Below are 16,404 nucleotides of genomic sequence, written 5' to 3'. Positions count from 1 at the left end.
AGAACGAGGTCGGCATTCGCCATCGCCACAATGTCCGTACGCGTCTGTCGGTACGCATGGGGATCGACACCCGGCCCCATCAGCGCCTTCACTTCGACGAGGTCGCCGCCGACTTCGCGCGCGGCATCGGCGATCATGCCGGTGGTCGCGACGATATCGAGTTTTTCCTCCGCAAACGCCCACCCCGCAGGCAAGGCCATGACGAGGGCGGCGGCCGCGGCCAGAAAAGTCCGTTTCGAAAAATTCATCCTGTTGGTTTCCTATCCATGAAGCCGAATGTTTGTCTCTGATTGATATTAATACTGCGAAGCATTCGCAGCTGTCAATGAAATTGCGAAGCGTTCGCAAATAAAGACCGAAATGAGGCCTCGACCTATGCGTGCCGCGTAGGGGTGCCATACGCAATTCGCCGTTCTTCGCCACATAATTTTGAGTAGAATGCGATGCGCATAAGGAGAATTGTCTTGGCTCAACGCACTTTCAGAACCGCTCGAACCATTCTCGACATGTTCGACTCGGCTCGCTCCGCATCAAGGATCGCCAACGCGCTCGAAAACGGACGTACACCCAATCGAAGAGACCTTGAGGTTCTCGGGATCGACGAGATTTTCTCGCCGAGATCCCGGGATGTTCAAAACCTCAGGCTCTGACCCGGCTCCGCCCCTGCCAAACGGCAGGTACCGTTGCGTCACGTCATGACTTTGTATTATGTTCCTGCTATGTTCCATCCGGAAGCAGGAGCTCATCATGGCTGAAGACCTCATTTTCTATACCAATCCCATGTCGCGCGGGCGCATCGGCCGCTGGATGCTGGAAGAAACGGGTGTTTCCTACGAAACACGCCTGCTCGATTTCGACACGACGATGAAGGCCGACGACTATCTGAAGGTCAATCCGATGGGCAAGGTTCCGTCGATCGTTCATCGCGGCACCGTGGTGACGGAATGTGCCGCCATCTGCGCCTATCTGGCGGACGCGTTTCCGGATGCCGGCCTCGCCCCGCCGCCGGAGAAACGCGGCGCCTATTACCGATGGCTGTTTTTTGCCGCCGGCCCGCATTCGAGGCCTATGCGGCACGCATCGCGGAACGGCCGGCGCTCAAGCGCGCCAGCGAACTTGACGATGCGGCCATGCCGGCCGGATAAGTCCGGGCCGCACAAGGCGAACCGGCATCCGCGCGCCTGCCGACCCAACCCGGATTTTCTCTAGGCTTTACGGATGGAGATCTTCTTTTCCTCGGGCTTTTGGGCTTTCTGCTTCGCGATCTTCAATTGCAGCAGGCCGTCGCTGTACTGCGCGTCGATTTTTTCGCCGTCAGCATCCGGCGGCAGCCTGAATGTGCGCTGGAAGGAGCCGTATTCGCGTTCGGAAAAGAAATATGTGCGGCCGGTTTCCCTGTGTTCCGAACGCTTCTCGCCACGAACGATAAGATTGTCGCCGTCAACGGAAACGTCCACATCCTCAGTCTTCACGCCGGGAATTTCCACATTGATCTCGTAGAAATCATCCATCGCCGACGCGTCGGACCTTGGAGCAAACCAATCCGCCACCCGATGTCCGAAATTGCGCAGCGGGTCGTAGATATTGGGCAGCCATCCGGCTGTATGCGACTTTTCAACCATGAGCCTCACCATCTGACTATTGTTGTCGCACTGGAATTAGCGCAGTTCAGCAGGACCGGCTTTGATTTGCGTCAATTGACATGGTGGGCGGCAAGGCGTGCGCGTCCCCGAGGCAGTTGCGCGGCGATTATGACTTGAGCCGCGCGAGATCGTCCAGAAGATCAAGCAGATCGCCCATCTTCTTCTTTCCAAAGGCATTTTCAATGTCCGCATAGATGCTGTTGTTGAACTGGACATTGTCCTCGATGAGCCGACGCCCCTGTTCAGTGATACAGATGACGTAGCGGCGCCCGTCCGTCTCGTGCCGGGCGCGTTCGACCAGCGCGCGCTCCTCCAGGAACCTCAGGATACGCGTCAGGCTCGGCAGGAGAAGGCACGATTTCTCTGCGATATCTGTGGGGTCAAGCGGCCCGCTCTCGAGCAGCACGCGCAGGACGCGCCATTGCTGCTCCGTTACTCCGGCGTCGGCAAGCATCGGCCGTATCCGCATCATCACGCCTTCGCGCGCCCGCAACAATGCAATCGGCAGCGCCCATGAGGAGGCGCACAGCTTATTCTCGGCCGTGGTGTGCCTGTTGTGTTCCACGCGTTCCGCCCATCCCGGTCCGCTGCCGGTTCCTAGCCGCGACCATTGCCGCAATTCATGATTCGCATCGCCAAATGGTGAAATTATGTTTACCGCGTTAACGACCTTCTTTGCGCTGGACGCGGATCGCGAGTGCGCGTAACGATGTGTCAGCCACACCAATGGAGCGGATCAGATGCCGGCGCCGGTCAATCAGTTCAAGAGGGTACTCAGGGACGGGCAGCTTCAGGTCGGCTGCTGGCTGAGCATGGCCGATCGCTATGCAGCGGAAATATCCTCGACGGCAGGCTTTGACTGGCTGGTTGTCGACGGCGAGCACGCCCCGAACGATCTGCGCTCCATTCGCGATCAGCTTCAGGTCATCGACGCGGCGACGGCGCATGCAATCGTGCGCCCGCCGGTCGGGGAGCCGTGGATGATCAAGCAAATCCTCGACGCCGGCGCGCAATCCATCCTGGTACCGATGGTCGAATCCGCCGAGCAGGCCGAACTCCTGGCGCGTGCCGTCCGCTACCCGCCCGCCGGCATGCGCGGGGTCGGCTCAAGCGCCGCGCGCGCATCGCGTTTCGGGGCGATCGACGACTATCTGCCGACCGCCGACGACCAGATCTGCCTGCTGGTGCAGATCGAGAACCGCGCCGGCCTTGCCGCGCTGGACGATATATCGGCGGTCGAGGGGATCGACGGCATTTTCATCGGCCCCGCCGATCTTGCCGCGGACCTTGGACATCTCGGAGGTCATGAGGGGCCTGAGGTCCGGGCGATTATCGAAGAGACGCTGGGCCGGATCGTCAAAGCGGGCAAGGCAGCGGGAATACTGGCGCCTGATCCGGACTTTGCCCGGCGCTGTGTGGACCTTGGCGCAACGTTTGTCGCCACGGGCATCGATGTCACATTGTTCATCAACACGATGCGTGACGCAGCGCGGCGCGCGCAGGACCTGAAGAAACCGGCCTGACGCTTTATTCGCCGACGAGGCGTTGCGACCATGTTCCCTCGCCCGGACTGACGTGAAGCGGGACGGCGTTGGGCAGCGCGGCGCGCAGGCGTTCGGCGGCGTGCCGCGCCTGCTCCCGGCCGGCGTCGTTGAGCTGCGAATCCAGTTGCCCCTGCGCGCGCCTGGTGCGGTTCCACTCTGTTTCACCATGCCGCAAAAAGTAAAACGGATGTTCGAAAACCACATTGCTCCCCTTGGTTGTATTCGCTAGATTAAAGAGCCGGCATGTCCTCGCCAGTTCTCAACAAGGAAATCCGCACACATGGCGACCGACAAGACGATTCCCCGCAGCCGGGATTCCTATTCCATCTGGACGCCGGTTTCCATCCGGTTTTCGGATCAGGATCCGCTGGCGCATGTGAACAATGTGGCGATAACGGCGTTCCTGGAATCTGGCCGCGTCGGGTTCTTCAGTCAGGTCCTGGACTGTCCGCAGAAGCTGGCAAGGAGGCTCGTTCTGGCCAAGCTGACCGTCGATTACCTCGCCGAAATCACCTATCCGGGCGATGTCGAAGTCGGAGCCAGGCTGACTTCGCTTGGAGAGCGTTCCGTTGCCACGCACTACGCGATCTTCCAGAATGACAGGTGCTGCGTGGTCTCCGAATCCGTCAACGTGTTCTTCGATCCGGCGACCCGCCGCTCGACCAGGCCGCCGGCGCAGATAAGGGCAGCGCTCGACCGGCAGCTTGCACGGCAGGAATAGCCACTGAACTGCGGGCGGACAGCGAACCGTCAGACCGGGACCCGGTTCGAATACCGCGCCTGCAGATGTCCGCCAGATATCTGACGTAGAAATTGCTGACAAGGACGAGTGTCAGCGCGCTGAAGAACCCGGCGAGAAGCAGCCCGTCCGCCTGCATGATCGGCAGCAGCGGGGTGAACGGCAAAACGGTCGTCGCCTTTGAAGCGGGCTGCGCCCAGATGCAGTGCCATCCCCTGCCCGGCCGGATGTCCGCGATCAAGACCATGATGGTCTGGCGTGACGATTATCAGTCGCGGAAACTCGATTGTCTCAGGCCGCTTTTGTCCGGTCGCGGCTGACGGGCCGGCTTGTCCGGGCGGGACCATTCAGCTACCGCTACATCGTTGAAGGCCCGCTGAGGAAACACGAATGGATCATGTAAACTGCATTGTCGCAGGCGCCGGCGTGATCGGCATCGCGGTGGCGCGCGCGCTGGCACTGGCCGGCCGCGACGTCGTCATTGTCGAGGCCGAGGACATCATCGGGTCGCATACCAGTTCGCGCAATTCGGAAGTCATTCATTCCGGCATCTACTATCCCGAAAACTCGCTGAAGGCCCGTTTCTGCGTTGCCGGCAAGAAGGCGCTCTATGCCTACTGCCGCGAAAGGGGCATCCCGCACGAGCGCACCGGCAAGCTGATCGTCGCAACGCGCGAAGAGGACCTTGAAACACTGGCGTCCATCCACCGTCATGCGCTGGCCAACGGCGTCAGCGATGTGAGACGGATTTCCGCCCGGGAAGCCATCGAGGCGGAGCCCGAACTTCATTGCATTGCCGCGCTTCATTCGCCGTCAACCGGCATCGTGGACAGCCATGCGCTCATGCTGTCGATGCTCGGCGAGGCGGAAGACCATGGGGCAATGGTCGCCTTCCGCAGCAGGATCGCCTCGGTCCGTCCGGAAGGCGGCCGGTTCGTTGTTGCGTTTGAGGGCGGCGGCACCGAGCCGGTCTCCTGTGATGTCTTCATCAATGCCGCCGGCCACGGCGCGTGGGACATTGCCCGCTCCATTGCGGGGCTTCCAGAAAGCGTCGTACCGGCGCACCTCTTGTCGAAGGGCAATTATTATTCCCTGAGCGGTCACCCCTGCCCGTTCCGGCAATTGATCTACCCGGTGCCGGGCGACGGCTCGCTGGGCATCCATTTCACCCGCGATCTCGCCGGACAGGCGCGGTTCGGTCCCGATGTCTTCTGGATGGACGGCGAAGAGCTCGACTATACGGTGATCGACGATCGCGCCGATGATTTTGCCCGGGCCATCCGCACCTATTGGCCCGCCCTTCCCGATAACGCACTGGCGCCGTCCTATTGCGGCATCCGGCCGAAAATGGTCGGCTCGGGCCAGCCGGCTGCCGACTTTGTCATCCGCTCGCCGGCGGAAAACGGATATGCCGGCCTCGTCCAGCTTTTCGGGATCGAGTCTCCCGGATTGACCAGCTGCCTTATCATCGGCGATTACGTTGCCGAGATGGCGTTGAAGGATTTCCGTTGACAGTCAGGCGGAAGCGGCCCGAATGCTTGAACCGGGAGCCTTTTTGGAATACGGCATGTCTCGCACTTCTCGCCGCGCCATGACGGGCTGACGGCGAACAGGCGACACTGGAGAGCACGCGTGGCGAACAGCAAGACGGTCCAAGTCGGATCTGTGTCATTCTCGAACGACCGGCCCTTTGCTCTGATCGCGGGTCCCTGTGCGATTGAAAGCCGCGACCACGCATTCGCCATCGCCCGGGAACTGGTTTCGATCACGCAAGACCTGGCAATTCCGCTGGTCTACAAATCATCCTTCGACAAGGCCAACCGGTCCTCGGTTTCGGGCAGACGCGGTGTCGGCATGGATGCCGGGCTGCAGATCCTTGCCGACATTCGCGAGACCTTCGGCTGTCCGGTCATTACCGACATTCACGAAAGCGCCCAGGCAGCGGTGGTCGCGGAAGCCGTCGATATTCTCCAGATTCCCGCCTATCTGTGCCGGCAGACGGACCTTCTGATTGCCGCCGGCAACACCGGCAAGGCCGTCAATGTGAAAAAGGGGCAGTTCCTCGCGCCGTGGGACATGGCGCATGTGGCGGAAAAAATCGCCTCCACCGGCAACGGAAACATCCTTCTTTGCGAGCGCGGCACGACCTTCGGCTACAATACGCTGGTGACGGATTTCCGCGGCCTGCCGACCATGGCCCGGACCGGATATCCCATCGTTTTCGATGCGACGCACTCCGTTCAGCAACCGGGCGGGCTCGGCGGCGCGTCCGGCGGACAGCGCGAATTTGCCCCCGTCCTTGCGCGTGCCGCGCTGGCGGTCGGATGCGCTGCGCTTTTTATCGAGACCCATGACAATCCGGACGCCGCGCCCTCCGATGGGCCGAATATGATCCCGGTCGATCAGATGAAGCCCATGCTTGCGGGTTTCATGTCGATCGATGCCATCACCAAGCAACAGGATGCTTGAGGTCTGATGTCCCCGGAACGCAATATAAGAGAGGAAGTCCTCAAGGCGGCGCGTACCTCGCTGCGGGGCGTCGACACGATCGTGCGGGGTCTCGAAGCAGAACTCGGCGACAGCGTTCTTGAGGCCATTGAGGTGATTGCCGGCAAAAGCGGGCGGCTGATCATAACCGGTGTCGGCAAGAGCGGTCACATCGGTGCGAAGGCCGCCGCCACCTTCGCATCGACCGGCACGCCTGCGCAGTTCGTTCACGCAACGGAAGCAAGTCATGGCGACCTCGGCATGATCACGCCGGATGACTGTGTGCTGGCGATTTCGAACTCCGGTGAAACCCGTGAGCTGTCGGACGTTCTCTACCATGCGCGCAGAGCCGGTATTCCATTGATCGCGCTGACGTCGAAGCCGGACAGCACGCTGGCTCAAAATGCGACAACAACCCTCGTTGTGCCCAGCGCAGAGGAAGCCTGTCCGCTGGGTCTGGCGCCCACCACATCGTCCCTGATGCAACTGATGCTGTGCGATACGGTGGCCATCGGGCTTCTCGTGCGCCGCGGTTTTTCCGAACGCGACTTCCGGCACTTTCATCCCGGCGGCACCCTTGGCGCCAGCCTGACGCTGGTGCGCGATGCGATGCATGCCGGTGACGAACTGCCCGTCGTGCGCTCCGGCACGCCGCTGATGCAGGCCATAGACACGATCAGCGAGAAGGGGTTCGGCCTTGTGATCGTGGTTGACGAGACGGAACGGATGCGTGGTGTCATCACCGATGGCGACCTGCGGCGCAACGCCCATGTGGACAGCGTCTCGGCCCGGGTTGACGATGTCATGACGGTCGGCGGCCTGACCGTGGAGCCCGATATGCTGCTCGCCTCGGCACTGAAGATGATCCAGGACCACAAAGTCGGCGCTCTTGTCGTGGAAGATAAGGGACAGGCGGTCGGCGTGATCCACGTTCTTGACATGTTGCGCATTGGCGCTGCCTGAACCGGCCAACGGTCATCGCGCTGGAAGGGGCCATCATCATGGCATCACCGGAATTTGACACCGACTTCGAACCGGCACATGGCACGGTCGTGGGCCTCGCGCCGGATATTCAGCGCATCACCGCACCCAACAGCGGTCCTTTGACCTTCCACGGAACCAACAGCTACATCGTCGGCAAGGATTCCGTGGCTGTCATCGATCCGGGCCCGGAGATCGAAAGCCATTATCAGGCGCTCAAAGCCGCTCTTGAGGGTCGTGAGGTCACCCACATCATGGTCAGCCACACCCACCGCGACCACTCGCCGCTCGCCCGTCGCCTTGCCGCCGATACCGGCGCAACCGTCGTGGCCGAGGGAGAGCACAGGCCGGCACGTCCGCTTTTTACCGGGGAAATCAATCCGTTGAAGGAAAGTTCGGATGCGGATTTTCAGCCCGATATCGAAGCTGAGGACGGCGACGTCTTTCATGGCGACGGCTGGTCGCTAAAGGTCATCAACACGCCGGGTCATACGGCCAACCACGCCGTTTTCGCGCTCGAAGGCAGGGATATCGTCTTTTCCGCCGACCATGTGATGGTGTGGGCCACATCCATCGTCGCACCCCCCGACGGCTCCATGGCCGACTACATGCGGTCCCTTGACAAGATGCTCGAGCGTGACGACAAACAGTATCTGCCGGGCCATGGCGGACCGGTGAACGATCCGGCCAAATTCGTGCGGGCGCTCCGCACCCACAGGAAGATGCGTGAGGCCGCCATCCTCGACCGTTTGCAAAGGGGCGACAGGCGCATAGAAGAGATGGTCGCGGCGATCTACCGCGACACCGACCCCCGGCTGCACCGCGCCGCCGCACTTTCACTGCTTGCTCACCTGGAGGATCTCGTCGCCAGGGACCGGGTCGAAACCGACGGCGCGCCATCGATCGACGGCATTTACAGTCCGAAATAGAACGTTTCAGCGAACGGAAATGCCGACGAGCTCCATGTCGAGTTCGCGCAGGAATTCGGAGATGATCCAGGCATTGGCGCCAAGGTCATGCGGCCCGAAACGCGAGACCGCGCGCATATCGACGAATGTCGTTTCCGCCTCCTCGCTGAGGCGAATGCTGATGTCCGATCCGAAGCCGAAAACGGGCGTGCGCGCCTCACCCTGAAGAACGACTTGCGCCTGCCTGAGAATGACCGGTTCCTGCGGTGTGCCGTCTTCGGCGATGATCTCGCGAAGGCTGACAAAACTGTCCGCCTCGTCCGCATCAGGTGCGATGCCGGCCGCCTCACCGGGCTGCGGAGGCTCCACGGCGCCTGCATCGGCAGCATCCTCCTGCGGTGTCGGCATGCGGGTCGCCGAGATCCGGACGCCCCGGTTTTCCGCAACAAGCCGCACGGCTTCAAGGACACGGTCGAGCGCGCCGTCATAGCGCCTGCCCGTGACCTGCGGATAGGCCTCCGCCTGACCCGCATAGGGAGCGCTTTCGAACAGTTTGATCCGCGGCAACCAGTCAGGTCCGTGCGTGACGGGCTCGATGAATTCGGGAACGCTCGCCGTGTTTGTGGCAATGTCGTAGAGCGGTGGCAGCGTGTAGGCCCTGTAACCGGCGATGCCGGCCGGAACCAGCACGATCAGCGCGCATATGCTGCCTTTCGCGGAGGCGCGCCCTCCTTCCGCTCCGACCATCCAAAGGCGCAAGATCCCGTAGCAGGCAAAGATGAAGGCGAGCAGCGCGAGCCCGGTGCTGATCGCGAAAAGCACCGCGAAGATATCGCTCTCCATGATTGCAAAACGGTGAAGACCCGCCGAGAGGGCAAAAAGCGCCAGGGCGAAAAGGCCCAGCCGGTAGGACCAGAAGGCCGTATGGCACACCGGACGTTCGTAGCGAATCTTCATATCGGGCCGTCATCTATACGCGAATACGCACAGCAATAGCGCAAGTCCGGGCCAAGCGAAACCATGACGCGGCCGGCCGCCGCATCTGGCCGCGCCAGTGTTGCTGCAACAGGCAAATGCGCGTAAGGATTTCTCCAGGCAGCCGCTTGGCGGCGCACTCTTTCACTGGACAATCATCATAGGAGAAATCCATGGCACCGAATGCTCCGCTGAGCAATGTCCAACAGCGCGATATCGATTCTCTCCTCCATCCCTACACGCCGCTCCACAGACTGCCGGAAACTGGCGCTCTGGTTGTCGAGAGCGGAAAAGGCGTCTTCATCTACGACACCCAGGGAAACGAGTATATCGAGGGCATGTCCGGCCTGTGGTGCGCCGGCCTCGGTTTTGGTGACGAGGAGTTGATCGATGCCGCGACCGAGCAGTTGAGGACCCTGCCCTACTATCACCTGTTTGGCGCCAAGGGCACGCAGCCGGCCATCGAGCTTGCGGAGAAACTGAAGGAAATTGCGCCGGTTCCCATTTCGAAGGTTTTCTTCACCTCGTCGGGCTCGGAGGCCAACGACACGCAGGTCAAACTGGCGTGGTACTACAACAATGCGCGCGGCAGGCCGAACAAGAAAAAGATCATATCGCGCCAGAAGGCCTATCACGGCGTCACCATCATGTCGGCCTCGCTGACCGGCCTGCCGGTCAACCATAACGGGTTCGACCTGCCGCTCGACGGTGTGCTTCACACCGACTGTCCGCACTATTACCGCTTTAGCGAGGACGGCGAGACGGAGGCGGAATTCACCGCGCGCCTCGCCTCGTCGCTGCGCGCGCTGATCGAACGCGAGGACCCTGACACGATCGCCGCCATGATCGCCGAACCGGTCATGGGCGCCGGCGGTGTGATCGTTCCGCCGGCCGGCTATTTCGAGGCGATCGGGCCGATCCTCAAAGAGCACGACATCATGCTGATCGACGACGAAGTCATCAACGGCTTCGGACGCACCGGCAACTGGTGGGGCTGCCAGACGCACAATATGGTTCCGACGACCGTGTCGGCTGCAAAGCAGCTGACGTCGGCCTATGCGCCGCTGGGCGCCGTCATGGTGCCGGAAGACATCTATCAGGGGTATGTCGACCATTCGGCGCAACTGGGCACGTTCGGCCACGGCTTCACCTATGGCGGCCATCCGCTCGGATGCGCGCTCGGCGTCAAGGCGATCGAGATCTACCAGCAGCGCAACATACTGGCGCATGTGCGCTCCTTGATGCCGCTGTTCGAACGGCGGATGAAAGCGCTGGAGGATCACCCGCTGGTCGGCGAAGTGCGGCTCTCCGGCCTTGTGGGCGGCATCGAGCTCGTTGCCGACAAGACGACCAAACGTTCCTTTTCTCCGGCACATGCCGTGACACCGAGGACCGTCTCGCTGCTTGAAAAGCGCGGCGCGATCCTGCGGGCGATCGGCGACACCATCGCCATTTGCCCGCCGATGATCATCCGGGAGGACGAGCTCGGCGCGCTGTTCGACCGGCTGGAAGGCGCGCTGGACGATGCCGAGGCCATGGTGCAGAAGGAGCGTTTGCGCGATTAGTTTGTTCAGACCCGCCAGCCGAGCAATCGCCGCTCGATGAGGCCGATGGCGGCGCTGACCAGGACGCCGAGGACGGACAGGATCACGACGCCGACAAACAGGCGCTCAAGATCGTAAAGGGAGCCGGCCTCGAGAATATAGGCGCCAATCCCGTATTCCGCCCCCAGCATTTCGGCCGCGACAAGCAGGATAATGGCGATGGCGAGCGATATGCGCAGTCCCGACAGGATGCCCGGCATCGCGCCGGGCAGGACGATCTTTCGGACGATCGACAGCCATGAAAGGCCGAAACTCTGCCCCATGCGGATCAGCGTCCGGTCGACATTGTCGACGGCGCCATAGGTCGCGACAACGGTCGGCGTAAACGTGCCGAAGGCGATCAGCGCGTATTTCGACCCCTCGCCGATGCCGAACCAGATGACGAAGAGCGGCAGCAGCGCGATCTTCGGGATCGGAAAGATTGCCGCGATCACGGGCACCATGCCCGAACGGATATAGGAGAAGAGGCCGATCAGGATACCGACACCGATGCCGAGGCTGGCACCGACCGCCGCGCCGACGGCCAGCCGGCTGAGCGACGGAAGAAGATGTTTGAAAAGTAATCCCGAAGAGTAGAGCTGCTCGAACGTCTCCAGCACATCGGACGGCTTGGGAAGCGTCAGCGCCGATATCCAGCCCTGCCGGGTGCCCCATTCGGCAATCGCGATCAGCGCGGCAAAGACGACAAACCCCACCCAACGGCGCGGCCGCGGAGAAAAGCCGCCGCCACGGAAATCCACCGTTTTCCGGTTTGTTGTCCTTTCCGCCTTGTCAGGCATCGATGAGCTCCGCATCGGCGGCGCGGGCCTCGTCGCGCATGATTTGCCAAAGGTGGCGCTGTGTCCGGTCGAGGTCGGGATCGCCGAAATACCGTTCGTCGAGCGGCTTGTCGACATCAACCACTTCCCGGATCTGCCCCGGCCGGCGCGACAAAACGACGATGGAATGGCCCAGGCGCACCGCTTCGGCCAGGTTGTGGGTGACATAGACCGCCGTAAAGGGCTGCCTCGTCCAAAGGCTGACGAGGTCGTCCATCAGCAGTTCGCGGGTCTGGCTGTCGAGCGCCGATAGCGGTTCGTCCATCAGCATGACCGCCGGATTGACGGCAAGCGCCCGGGCAACCGCGACCCTCTGTTTCATTCCGCCCGACAATTGTTTGGGAAGGGCATTGGAAAAGTCGCTGAGATTTGTCCGTGCCAGCACGTCCTCGATGATGCTCTTCGCCTGCGAGCGGCGCATGCCGTGATCCTCCAGCACCAGAGAGATGTTGCCCGAAACGGTGCGCCAGGGCAGAAGCGCAAAATCCTGGAAAATATAGGTCAGCGGATTGAGGCATCCTTCCGGCGGCTCGCCGATCTGCAGCACCCTGCCCTTTTGCGGACGCTCCAGCCCGCCGATGAACCGAAGCAGCGTCGACTTTCCGCAGCCGGAGGGGCCGACGATGCACACGATCCTGCCGTCGGGGATCTTCAGGGTGATGTCGCGCATCACCTCGAAGTCGTCATAGGAGTGGCTAATGCCATCCAGAAGGATATCCATTGAAAGTCCCCAGACGGCCCGGCGGCGCGTGCGCCACTGCCGGCGCATTCACAGCCGGGCACTTCCCACGGCTAGCTGATGATGTTCACGTAGGACTGATCGACGAGCATGTCGATGGTGACGTCGTCCTTGACGTGGCCTTCAGACCTGAACCAGTTCAACTGATCCTCAATAGAGGCAAGGTTCAGCGCCGCGCCCTTGTTGAGGCGCATTGTGCCGTTGATGATGGACGGTGCGGCCTTTTCGCGGGGGCGGTCCACATAGACATATTTGTGGATCAGATCGACCATCCGGTCGACACCCTCGTCGCCGCCGGATTTGTCGATCATCGCGGCCGCATAATCGTCTACACCTTTTGAGAAGCCGGCAAGGAAGCTTTCGGTCAGACCGCGCTCATTGGCCGCCTTGTCGGACGAGGTGAAAACGGTCGTGACCTGATAGTTCGGAAGGTAATCCGAGACATTGCCGATAATGTGCACCGCGCCGGAGCCCGCCAGAGGCTTGGCGATGTGCGGCACGATCGACCAGCCATCGACCTGTCCGGATTTCATGGCACCGATGATGGCCCCCACCTTCTGCAGCGGGATGAAAGACATCCTGATGCCTTCAGCGGTCGCCATTTTCGAACCCATATAGTGGAAGGACGACCCCGACTGGGTGACGGCGAATTTTCCGCCGTCCAGGTCCTTGGGCGTTTTGACGCCGGCCTGGAAAGCGGCGTCCGAAACGAGGAATTTCTGCCCGTCGATGCCCTGCTCCTCACTGAGCGCGCCGCCGATCACTTTCACAGCGCCCTTTTGAGCGAGCGAGACAAGCCCGCCGGATACGGCAGTCACGGCGTAGTCGACATCGCCGCTGGCGATGGCAACCGCCATGGGCTGCGCCGCCTGGAAGAACTCGAATTCGACGTCGAGGCCGGCCTCATCGAAGTAACCCCGTTCGAATGCGATGAAGCTGCCCGAATGGGAGGTGAAGCGCAGCGCGCCCACCTTGATTTTCCTGCTCATGGCCAGCGCGGGCGCACCGAGCGTCGTAGCAACGGCGGCGCCACCCATCAGGGCCAGGGTCTTTCGGCGGTTGATTCTGATCATGGTTTCCTCCCGGTTGATCATTATGTGTTTTCTGCCCGGAGTCCGGCGCTGATGTCTTCAATCAGCGCGCTTATGGCCGCCCATCTAGGGTTCACGTCCCTTCCCGTCCAGCGCCGCCTGGGCCGCCGCCAGCCGGGCGATGGGCACCCGGAACGGTGAGCAGGAGACATAATCGAGGCCGATCTTTTCGCAGAAACGGATCGAGAGCGGATCGCCGCCGTGCTCGCCGCAGATGCCGAGCTTCATGTCAGGGCGCGTCTTGCGGCCCTTCTCAGCCGCCATTACGATCAACTCGCCAACGCCTTCGATGTCCAGCGAGATGAACGGGTCTTCATCGATCACGCCCTTTTTCTGATAGGTGGCGAGAAAGGCCGACGCATCGTCGCGCGAGATGCCGAATGTGGTCTGCGTCAGATCGTTGGTGCCGAAGGAGAAGAACTCGGCCTGCTCGGCGATACGATGGGCGCGGATCGCGGCGCGGGGCAGCTCGATCATGGTGCCGACAAGATAGTCGATCTTCTCACCGGCTTCCTTCATCACCTCCTCGGCGACGGCATCGATGCGCGCCTTGACGAAGCGCAGCTCCTCCACCATGCCGACGAGCGGCACCATGATCTCCGGCACGACGTGCTCGCCGGTATCGGCACCGGCTTTCATCGCCGCCTCGAAAATCGCGCGCGCCTGCATTTCGGCAATTTCCGGATAGGAGACCGCCAGCCGGCAGCCGCGATGGCCGAGCATGGGGTTGAACTCGTGCAGCGCATCGGTGCGCTCGTGTAGCCGGTCGACCGGCACGTTCATGGCTGCCGCGACCTCGGCGATCTCGTCGTCGCTCTTGGGCAGGAATTCATGCAGAGGCGGGTCGAGCAGCCGGATCGTCACCGGCGTTCCCTTCATGATCTCGAAGAGCTCGGTGAAATCCGAACGTTGCATCGGCAGGAGCTTGTCGAGCGCGGCGCGGCGCCCCTCCTCGGTTTCGGCAAGGATCATCTCGCGCATGGCGACGATCCGGTCGCCTTCGAAGAACATATGCTCGGTGCGGCAAAGGCCGATCCCCTCAGCGCCGAAACTGCGGGCCGCGCGCGCATCGGCGGGTGTCTCCGCGTTGGTGCGTATCTTCATGCGCCGGGCTTCATCGGCCCATTCCATGATCTTGCCGAAATCGCCCGAGAGCTCGGGTTGCAGCATCGCCACCGCACCCTTCAGAACCTGTCCGGACGAGCCGTCAAGGGTGATGACGTCGCCCTTGCCGAGCGGCCCGGCGACGGTCAGGAGGGTTTGCGTGCGCATGTCCACACGCAGGCTTCCCGCGCCCGAGACGCAAGGCGTGCCCATGCCGCGCGCGACGACTGCGGCATGGCTGGTCATGCCGCCGCGCGTCGTCAAAATGCCCTCCGCGGCGTGCATGCCGTGAATGTCCTCCGGGCTCGTCTCGACCCGCACGAGGATCGCCGTCCGGCCGGCCTCGGCCAGCGCCACGGCATCCTCGGAGGTGAAGACGATCTCTCCGGTCGCCGCGCCCGGCGATGCCGGCAAGCCGCTGCCGATGACATCGCGCGCGGCGCGCGGATTGATGGTGGGATGCAGCAACTGGTCAAGCGAAGCGGGGTCGACCCGCCTGATCGCCTCCTCATGGGTGATCAGGCAGCTCTCGGCCAGTTCGACCGCGATCTTCAGCGCTGCCTTCGCCGTGCGCTTGCCCGACCGCGTCTGCAACATCCACAACTTGCCGCGCTCGATGGTGAATTCGAGGTCCTGCATGTCGCGATAATGATTTTCGAGACGCTCGCAGATGGCGCTGAATTCCCCGAAGGCATCGGGCATCAGCTTTTCCAGCGACGGCTTGTCGGAGCCGGCTTCAAGGCGCGCGACTTCGGTCAGGCTTTGTGGGGTGCGGATACCGGCCACCACGTCCTCGCCCTGGGCGTTCACAAGGAACTCGCCGTAGAGCCGGTTCTCGCCGGTCGACGGATTGCGGGTAAAGGCAACGCCGGTCGCCGAGCTGTCGCCGAGATTGCCGAAGACCATTGCCTGCACATTGACGGCGGTCCCCCAATCGGCGGGGATATTGTGCAACTGCCTGTAGGTGATCGCGCGGGCATTCATCCAGCTTGAAAATACCGCGCCGACCGCGCCCCAAAGCTGTTTCACCGGGTCCTGCGGAAACGGCTCGCCCAGTTCATCCGTGATCGTCTGCTTGTAACGCAGGATAACCTGCTGCCACTCCCCGGCGCTCAGATCGGTATCGAGCTCATGGCCGAAGCGCGCCTTCTCATCCTCCAGAATGTCCTCGAACATCTCATGGGCGAGACCCATGACCACATCGGCATACATCTGGATGAACCGGCGGTAACTGTCATAGGCGAAGCGCTCATCGCCGGCATCGACGGCCATGGCCTTCACCGACTCGTCGTTCAGTCCGAGATTGAGCACCGTGTCCATCATGCCCGGCATGGAGGCGCGGGCGCCGGAACGAATGGACAAAAGCAGCGGGTTTTGCGTATCGCCGAAGGTCCGGCCGGTCAGCCGGCCGATATAGTCGAGCGCCCGATCCAGCTGCTCCGGCAGCTTGTCGGGATAGGACCGGTCATGCGCGTAGAACCAGCTGCAGACTTCCGTGGTGATCGTCATACCGGGCGGAACCGGAAGACCGAGATTGCACATCTCTGCCAGATTGGCCCCCTTGCCGCCGAGCAGATTCCTGTCTTCAGCGCCGCCTTCAGCCTGTCCGTCGCCATATGTGTAGACCCACTTGGTCATTCTTATCTCCAGCCGGGATTGGGGTGACGGCTTCACATAGCCGAACAGATATACGAAGCGCTATAGGCGGACACGGCAATTGCAGCATTTTATCGATTGAATTCCGGGACTTCCTTAACGCGTCGGATCAGGG

The 16,404-nt window shown here is 61.9% G+C and carries 17 protein-coding genes and 1 pseudogene; 9 read left to right on the top strand and 9 right to left on the bottom strand.

Annotated features, from left to right (window positions below; all coding sequences use genetic code 11):
* On the bottom strand, positions 1-248 hold a 248-nt coding region (locus AC5E6N_RS07755; protein WP_491747281.1), incomplete at its 3' end, for a metal ABC transporter solute-binding protein, Zn/Mn family.
* Between the two features lie 499 nt (positions 249-747).
* Between AC5E6N_RS07755 and AC5E6N_RS07750 the strand changes: the two are divergent.
* Positions 748-1,056, top strand: a pseudogene (locus AC5E6N_RS07750) (glutathione S-transferase family protein); the annotation flags it as partial.
* 149 nt (positions 1,057-1,205) lie between these two features.
* On the opposite strand, the gene AC5E6N_RS07745 reads toward AC5E6N_RS07750, so the two are convergent.
* Both AC5E6N_RS07745 and hpaR read right to left on the bottom strand, forming a co-directional pair.
* Positions 1,206-1,622: an Hsp20/alpha crystallin family protein gene (locus tag AC5E6N_RS07745; RefSeq protein ID WP_491691958.1), complete on the bottom strand. Its 417-nt coding sequence runs from the start codon at positions 1,620-1,622 to the stop codon at positions 1,206-1,208.
* Between the two features lie 127 nt (positions 1,623-1,749).
* A complete protein-coding gene (gene hpaR, locus AC5E6N_RS07740) occupies positions 1,750-2,208 on the bottom strand; it encodes a homoprotocatechuate degradation operon regulator HpaR (protein ID WP_491747280.1) in 459 nt (152 codons plus the stop codon).
* 175 nt (positions 2,209-2,383) lie between these two features.
* Here hpaR and AC5E6N_RS07735 point away from each other — a divergent pair, with 175 nt between their 5' ends.
* A complete protein-coding gene (locus tag AC5E6N_RS07735; protein WP_491747279.1) occupies positions 2,384-3,166 on the top strand; it encodes an aldolase/citrate lyase family protein in 783 nt (260 codons plus the stop codon).
* Positions 3,167-3,170: 4 nt separating this feature from the next.
* Here AC5E6N_RS07735 and AC5E6N_RS07730 read toward each other — a convergent pair whose 3' ends face one another.
* Positions 3,171-3,389, bottom strand: coding sequence for a histidine phosphatase family protein (locus AC5E6N_RS07730; protein ID WP_491747278.1), 219 nt, complete (start codon positions 3,387-3,389; stop codon positions 3,171-3,173).
* A gap of 78 nt (positions 3,390-3,467) precedes the next feature.
* Between AC5E6N_RS07730 and AC5E6N_RS07725 the strand changes: the two genes are divergently transcribed.
* From AC5E6N_RS07725 to AC5E6N_RS07700, 6 genes are all read left to right on the top strand, one after another.
* Entirely contained in the window at positions 3,468-3,908 is a 441-nt protein-coding gene (locus tag AC5E6N_RS07725; protein ID WP_491747277.1) for an acyl-CoA thioesterase, read from the top strand.
* A 92-nt stretch (positions 3,909-4,000) separates the two neighbouring features.
* Positions 4,001-4,246, top strand: coding sequence for a hypothetical protein (locus AC5E6N_RS07720; protein ID WP_491747276.1), 246 nt, complete (start codon positions 4,001-4,003; stop codon positions 4,244-4,246).
* 70 nt (positions 4,247-4,316) lie between these two features.
* Positions 4,317-5,438: an NAD(P)/FAD-dependent oxidoreductase gene (locus tag AC5E6N_RS07715; protein ID WP_491747275.1), complete on the top strand. Its 1,122-nt coding sequence runs from the start codon at positions 4,317-4,319 to the stop codon at positions 5,436-5,438.
* Between the two features lie 120 nt (positions 5,439-5,558).
* Positions 5,559-6,395, top strand: a complete 837-nt coding sequence (kdsA, locus tag AC5E6N_RS07710; protein ID WP_491747274.1) for a 3-deoxy-8-phosphooctulonate synthase — start codon at positions 5,559-5,561, stop codon at positions 6,393-6,395.
* A 6-nt stretch (positions 6,396-6,401) separates the two neighbouring features.
* Positions 6,402-7,376: a KpsF/GutQ family sugar-phosphate isomerase gene (locus tag AC5E6N_RS07705; protein WP_491747273.1), complete on the top strand. Its 975-nt coding sequence runs from the start codon at positions 6,402-6,404 to the stop codon at positions 7,374-7,376.
* A 38-nt stretch (positions 7,377-7,414) separates the two neighbouring features.
* The gene (locus AC5E6N_RS07700; RefSeq protein ID WP_491747272.1) at positions 7,415-8,323 is read left to right on the top strand and encodes an MBL fold metallo-hydrolase; all 909 of its coding nucleotides are present in this window, start codon (positions 7,415-7,417) and stop codon (positions 8,321-8,323) included.
* Between the two features lie 6 nt (positions 8,324-8,329).
* On the opposite strand, the gene AC5E6N_RS07695 is transcribed toward AC5E6N_RS07700, so the two are convergent.
* A complete protein-coding gene (locus tag AC5E6N_RS07695) occupies positions 8,330-9,259 on the bottom strand; it encodes a DUF1499 domain-containing protein (protein ID WP_491747271.1) in 930 nt (309 codons plus the stop codon).
* A gap of 191 nt (positions 9,260-9,450) precedes the next feature.
* On the opposite strand from AC5E6N_RS07695, the gene AC5E6N_RS07690 reads away from it, so the two are divergent.
* Positions 9,451-10,842 (top strand): aminotransferase, encoded by a 1,392-nt coding sequence (locus tag AC5E6N_RS07690; RefSeq protein ID WP_491747270.1) that lies wholly within the window; start codon positions 9,451-9,453, stop codon positions 10,840-10,842.
* Positions 10,843-10,847: 5 nt separating this feature from the next.
* Here AC5E6N_RS07690 and AC5E6N_RS07685 read toward each other — a convergent pair whose 3' ends face one another.
* From AC5E6N_RS07685 to ppdK, 4 genes are all read right to left on the bottom strand, one after another.
* Positions 10,848-11,660, bottom strand: a complete 813-nt coding sequence (locus AC5E6N_RS07685) for an ABC transporter permease (RefSeq protein ID WP_491747269.1) — start codon at positions 11,658-11,660, stop codon at positions 10,848-10,850.
* The gene (locus tag AC5E6N_RS07680) at positions 11,653-12,420 is read right to left on the bottom strand and encodes an ABC transporter ATP-binding protein (RefSeq protein ID WP_491747268.1); all 768 of its coding nucleotides are present in this window, start codon (positions 12,418-12,420) and stop codon (positions 11,653-11,655) included. The genes AC5E6N_RS07685 and AC5E6N_RS07680 overlap by 8 nt, the downstream gene beginning before the upstream one ends.
* A 71-nt stretch (positions 12,421-12,491) precedes the next feature.
* On the bottom strand, positions 12,492-13,511 hold the full coding sequence (locus AC5E6N_RS07675; RefSeq protein ID WP_491747267.1) for an ABC transporter substrate-binding protein: 1,020 nt from the start codon (positions 13,509-13,511) through the stop codon (positions 12,492-12,494).
* Positions 13,512-13,595: 84 nt separating this feature from the next.
* A complete protein-coding gene (ppdK, locus tag AC5E6N_RS07670; RefSeq protein ID WP_491747266.1) occupies positions 13,596-16,271 on the bottom strand; it encodes a pyruvate, phosphate dikinase in 2,676 nt (891 codons plus the stop codon).
* Positions 16,272-16,404 lie beyond the last annotated feature (133 nt).

The sequence above is a fragment of the Hoeflea sp. genome (assembly GCF_984452065.1).
Note: the sequence above shows the minus strand (reverse complement) of the source record. Positions and strands in the feature narration are given on the sequence as shown.

Excerpts from the sequence above, each read along its gene's own strand:
- AC5E6N_RS07695 (WP_491747271.1), bottom strand. The coding sequence starts at position 9,259 with ATGAAGATTCGCTACGAACGTCCGGTGTGCCATACGGCCTTCTGGTCC.
- AC5E6N_RS07735 (WP_491747279.1), top strand. The coding sequence starts at position 2,384 with ATGCCGGCGCCGGTCAATCAGTTCAAGAGGGTACTCAGGGACGGGCAG.
- AC5E6N_RS07700 (WP_491747272.1), top strand. The coding sequence starts at position 7,415 with ATGGCATCACCGGAATTTGACACCGACTTCGAACCGGCACATGGCACG.
- AC5E6N_RS07680 (WP_491747268.1), bottom strand. The coding sequence starts at position 12,420 with ATGGATATCCTTCTGGATGGCATTAGCCACTCCTATGACGACTTCGAG.
- AC5E6N_RS07685 (WP_491747269.1), bottom strand. The coding sequence starts at position 11,660 with ATGCCTGACAAGGCGGAAAGGACAACAAACCGGAAAACGGTGGATTTC.
- AC5E6N_RS07745 (WP_491691958.1), bottom strand. The coding sequence starts at position 1,622 with ATGGTTGAAAAGTCGCATACAGCCGGATGGCTGCCCAATATCTACGAC.
- AC5E6N_RS07690 (WP_491747270.1), top strand. The coding sequence starts at position 9,451 with ATGGCACCGAATGCTCCGCTGAGCAATGTCCAACAGCGCGATATCGAT.
- AC5E6N_RS07715 (WP_491747275.1), top strand. The coding sequence starts at position 4,317 with ATGGATCATGTAAACTGCATTGTCGCAGGCGCCGGCGTGATCGGCATC.
- AC5E6N_RS07705 (WP_491747273.1), top strand. The coding sequence starts at position 6,402 with ATGTCCCCGGAACGCAATATAAGAGAGGAAGTCCTCAAGGCGGCGCGT.
- ppdK (WP_491747266.1), bottom strand. The coding sequence starts at position 16,271 with ATGACCAAGTGGGTCTACACATATGGCGACGGACAGGCTGAAGGCGGC.
- AC5E6N_RS07675 (WP_491747267.1), bottom strand. The coding sequence starts at position 13,511 with ATGATCAGAATCAACCGCCGAAAGACCCTGGCCCTGATGGGTGGCGCC.
- AC5E6N_RS07725 (WP_491747277.1), top strand. The coding sequence starts at position 3,468 with ATGGCGACCGACAAGACGATTCCCCGCAGCCGGGATTCCTATTCCATC.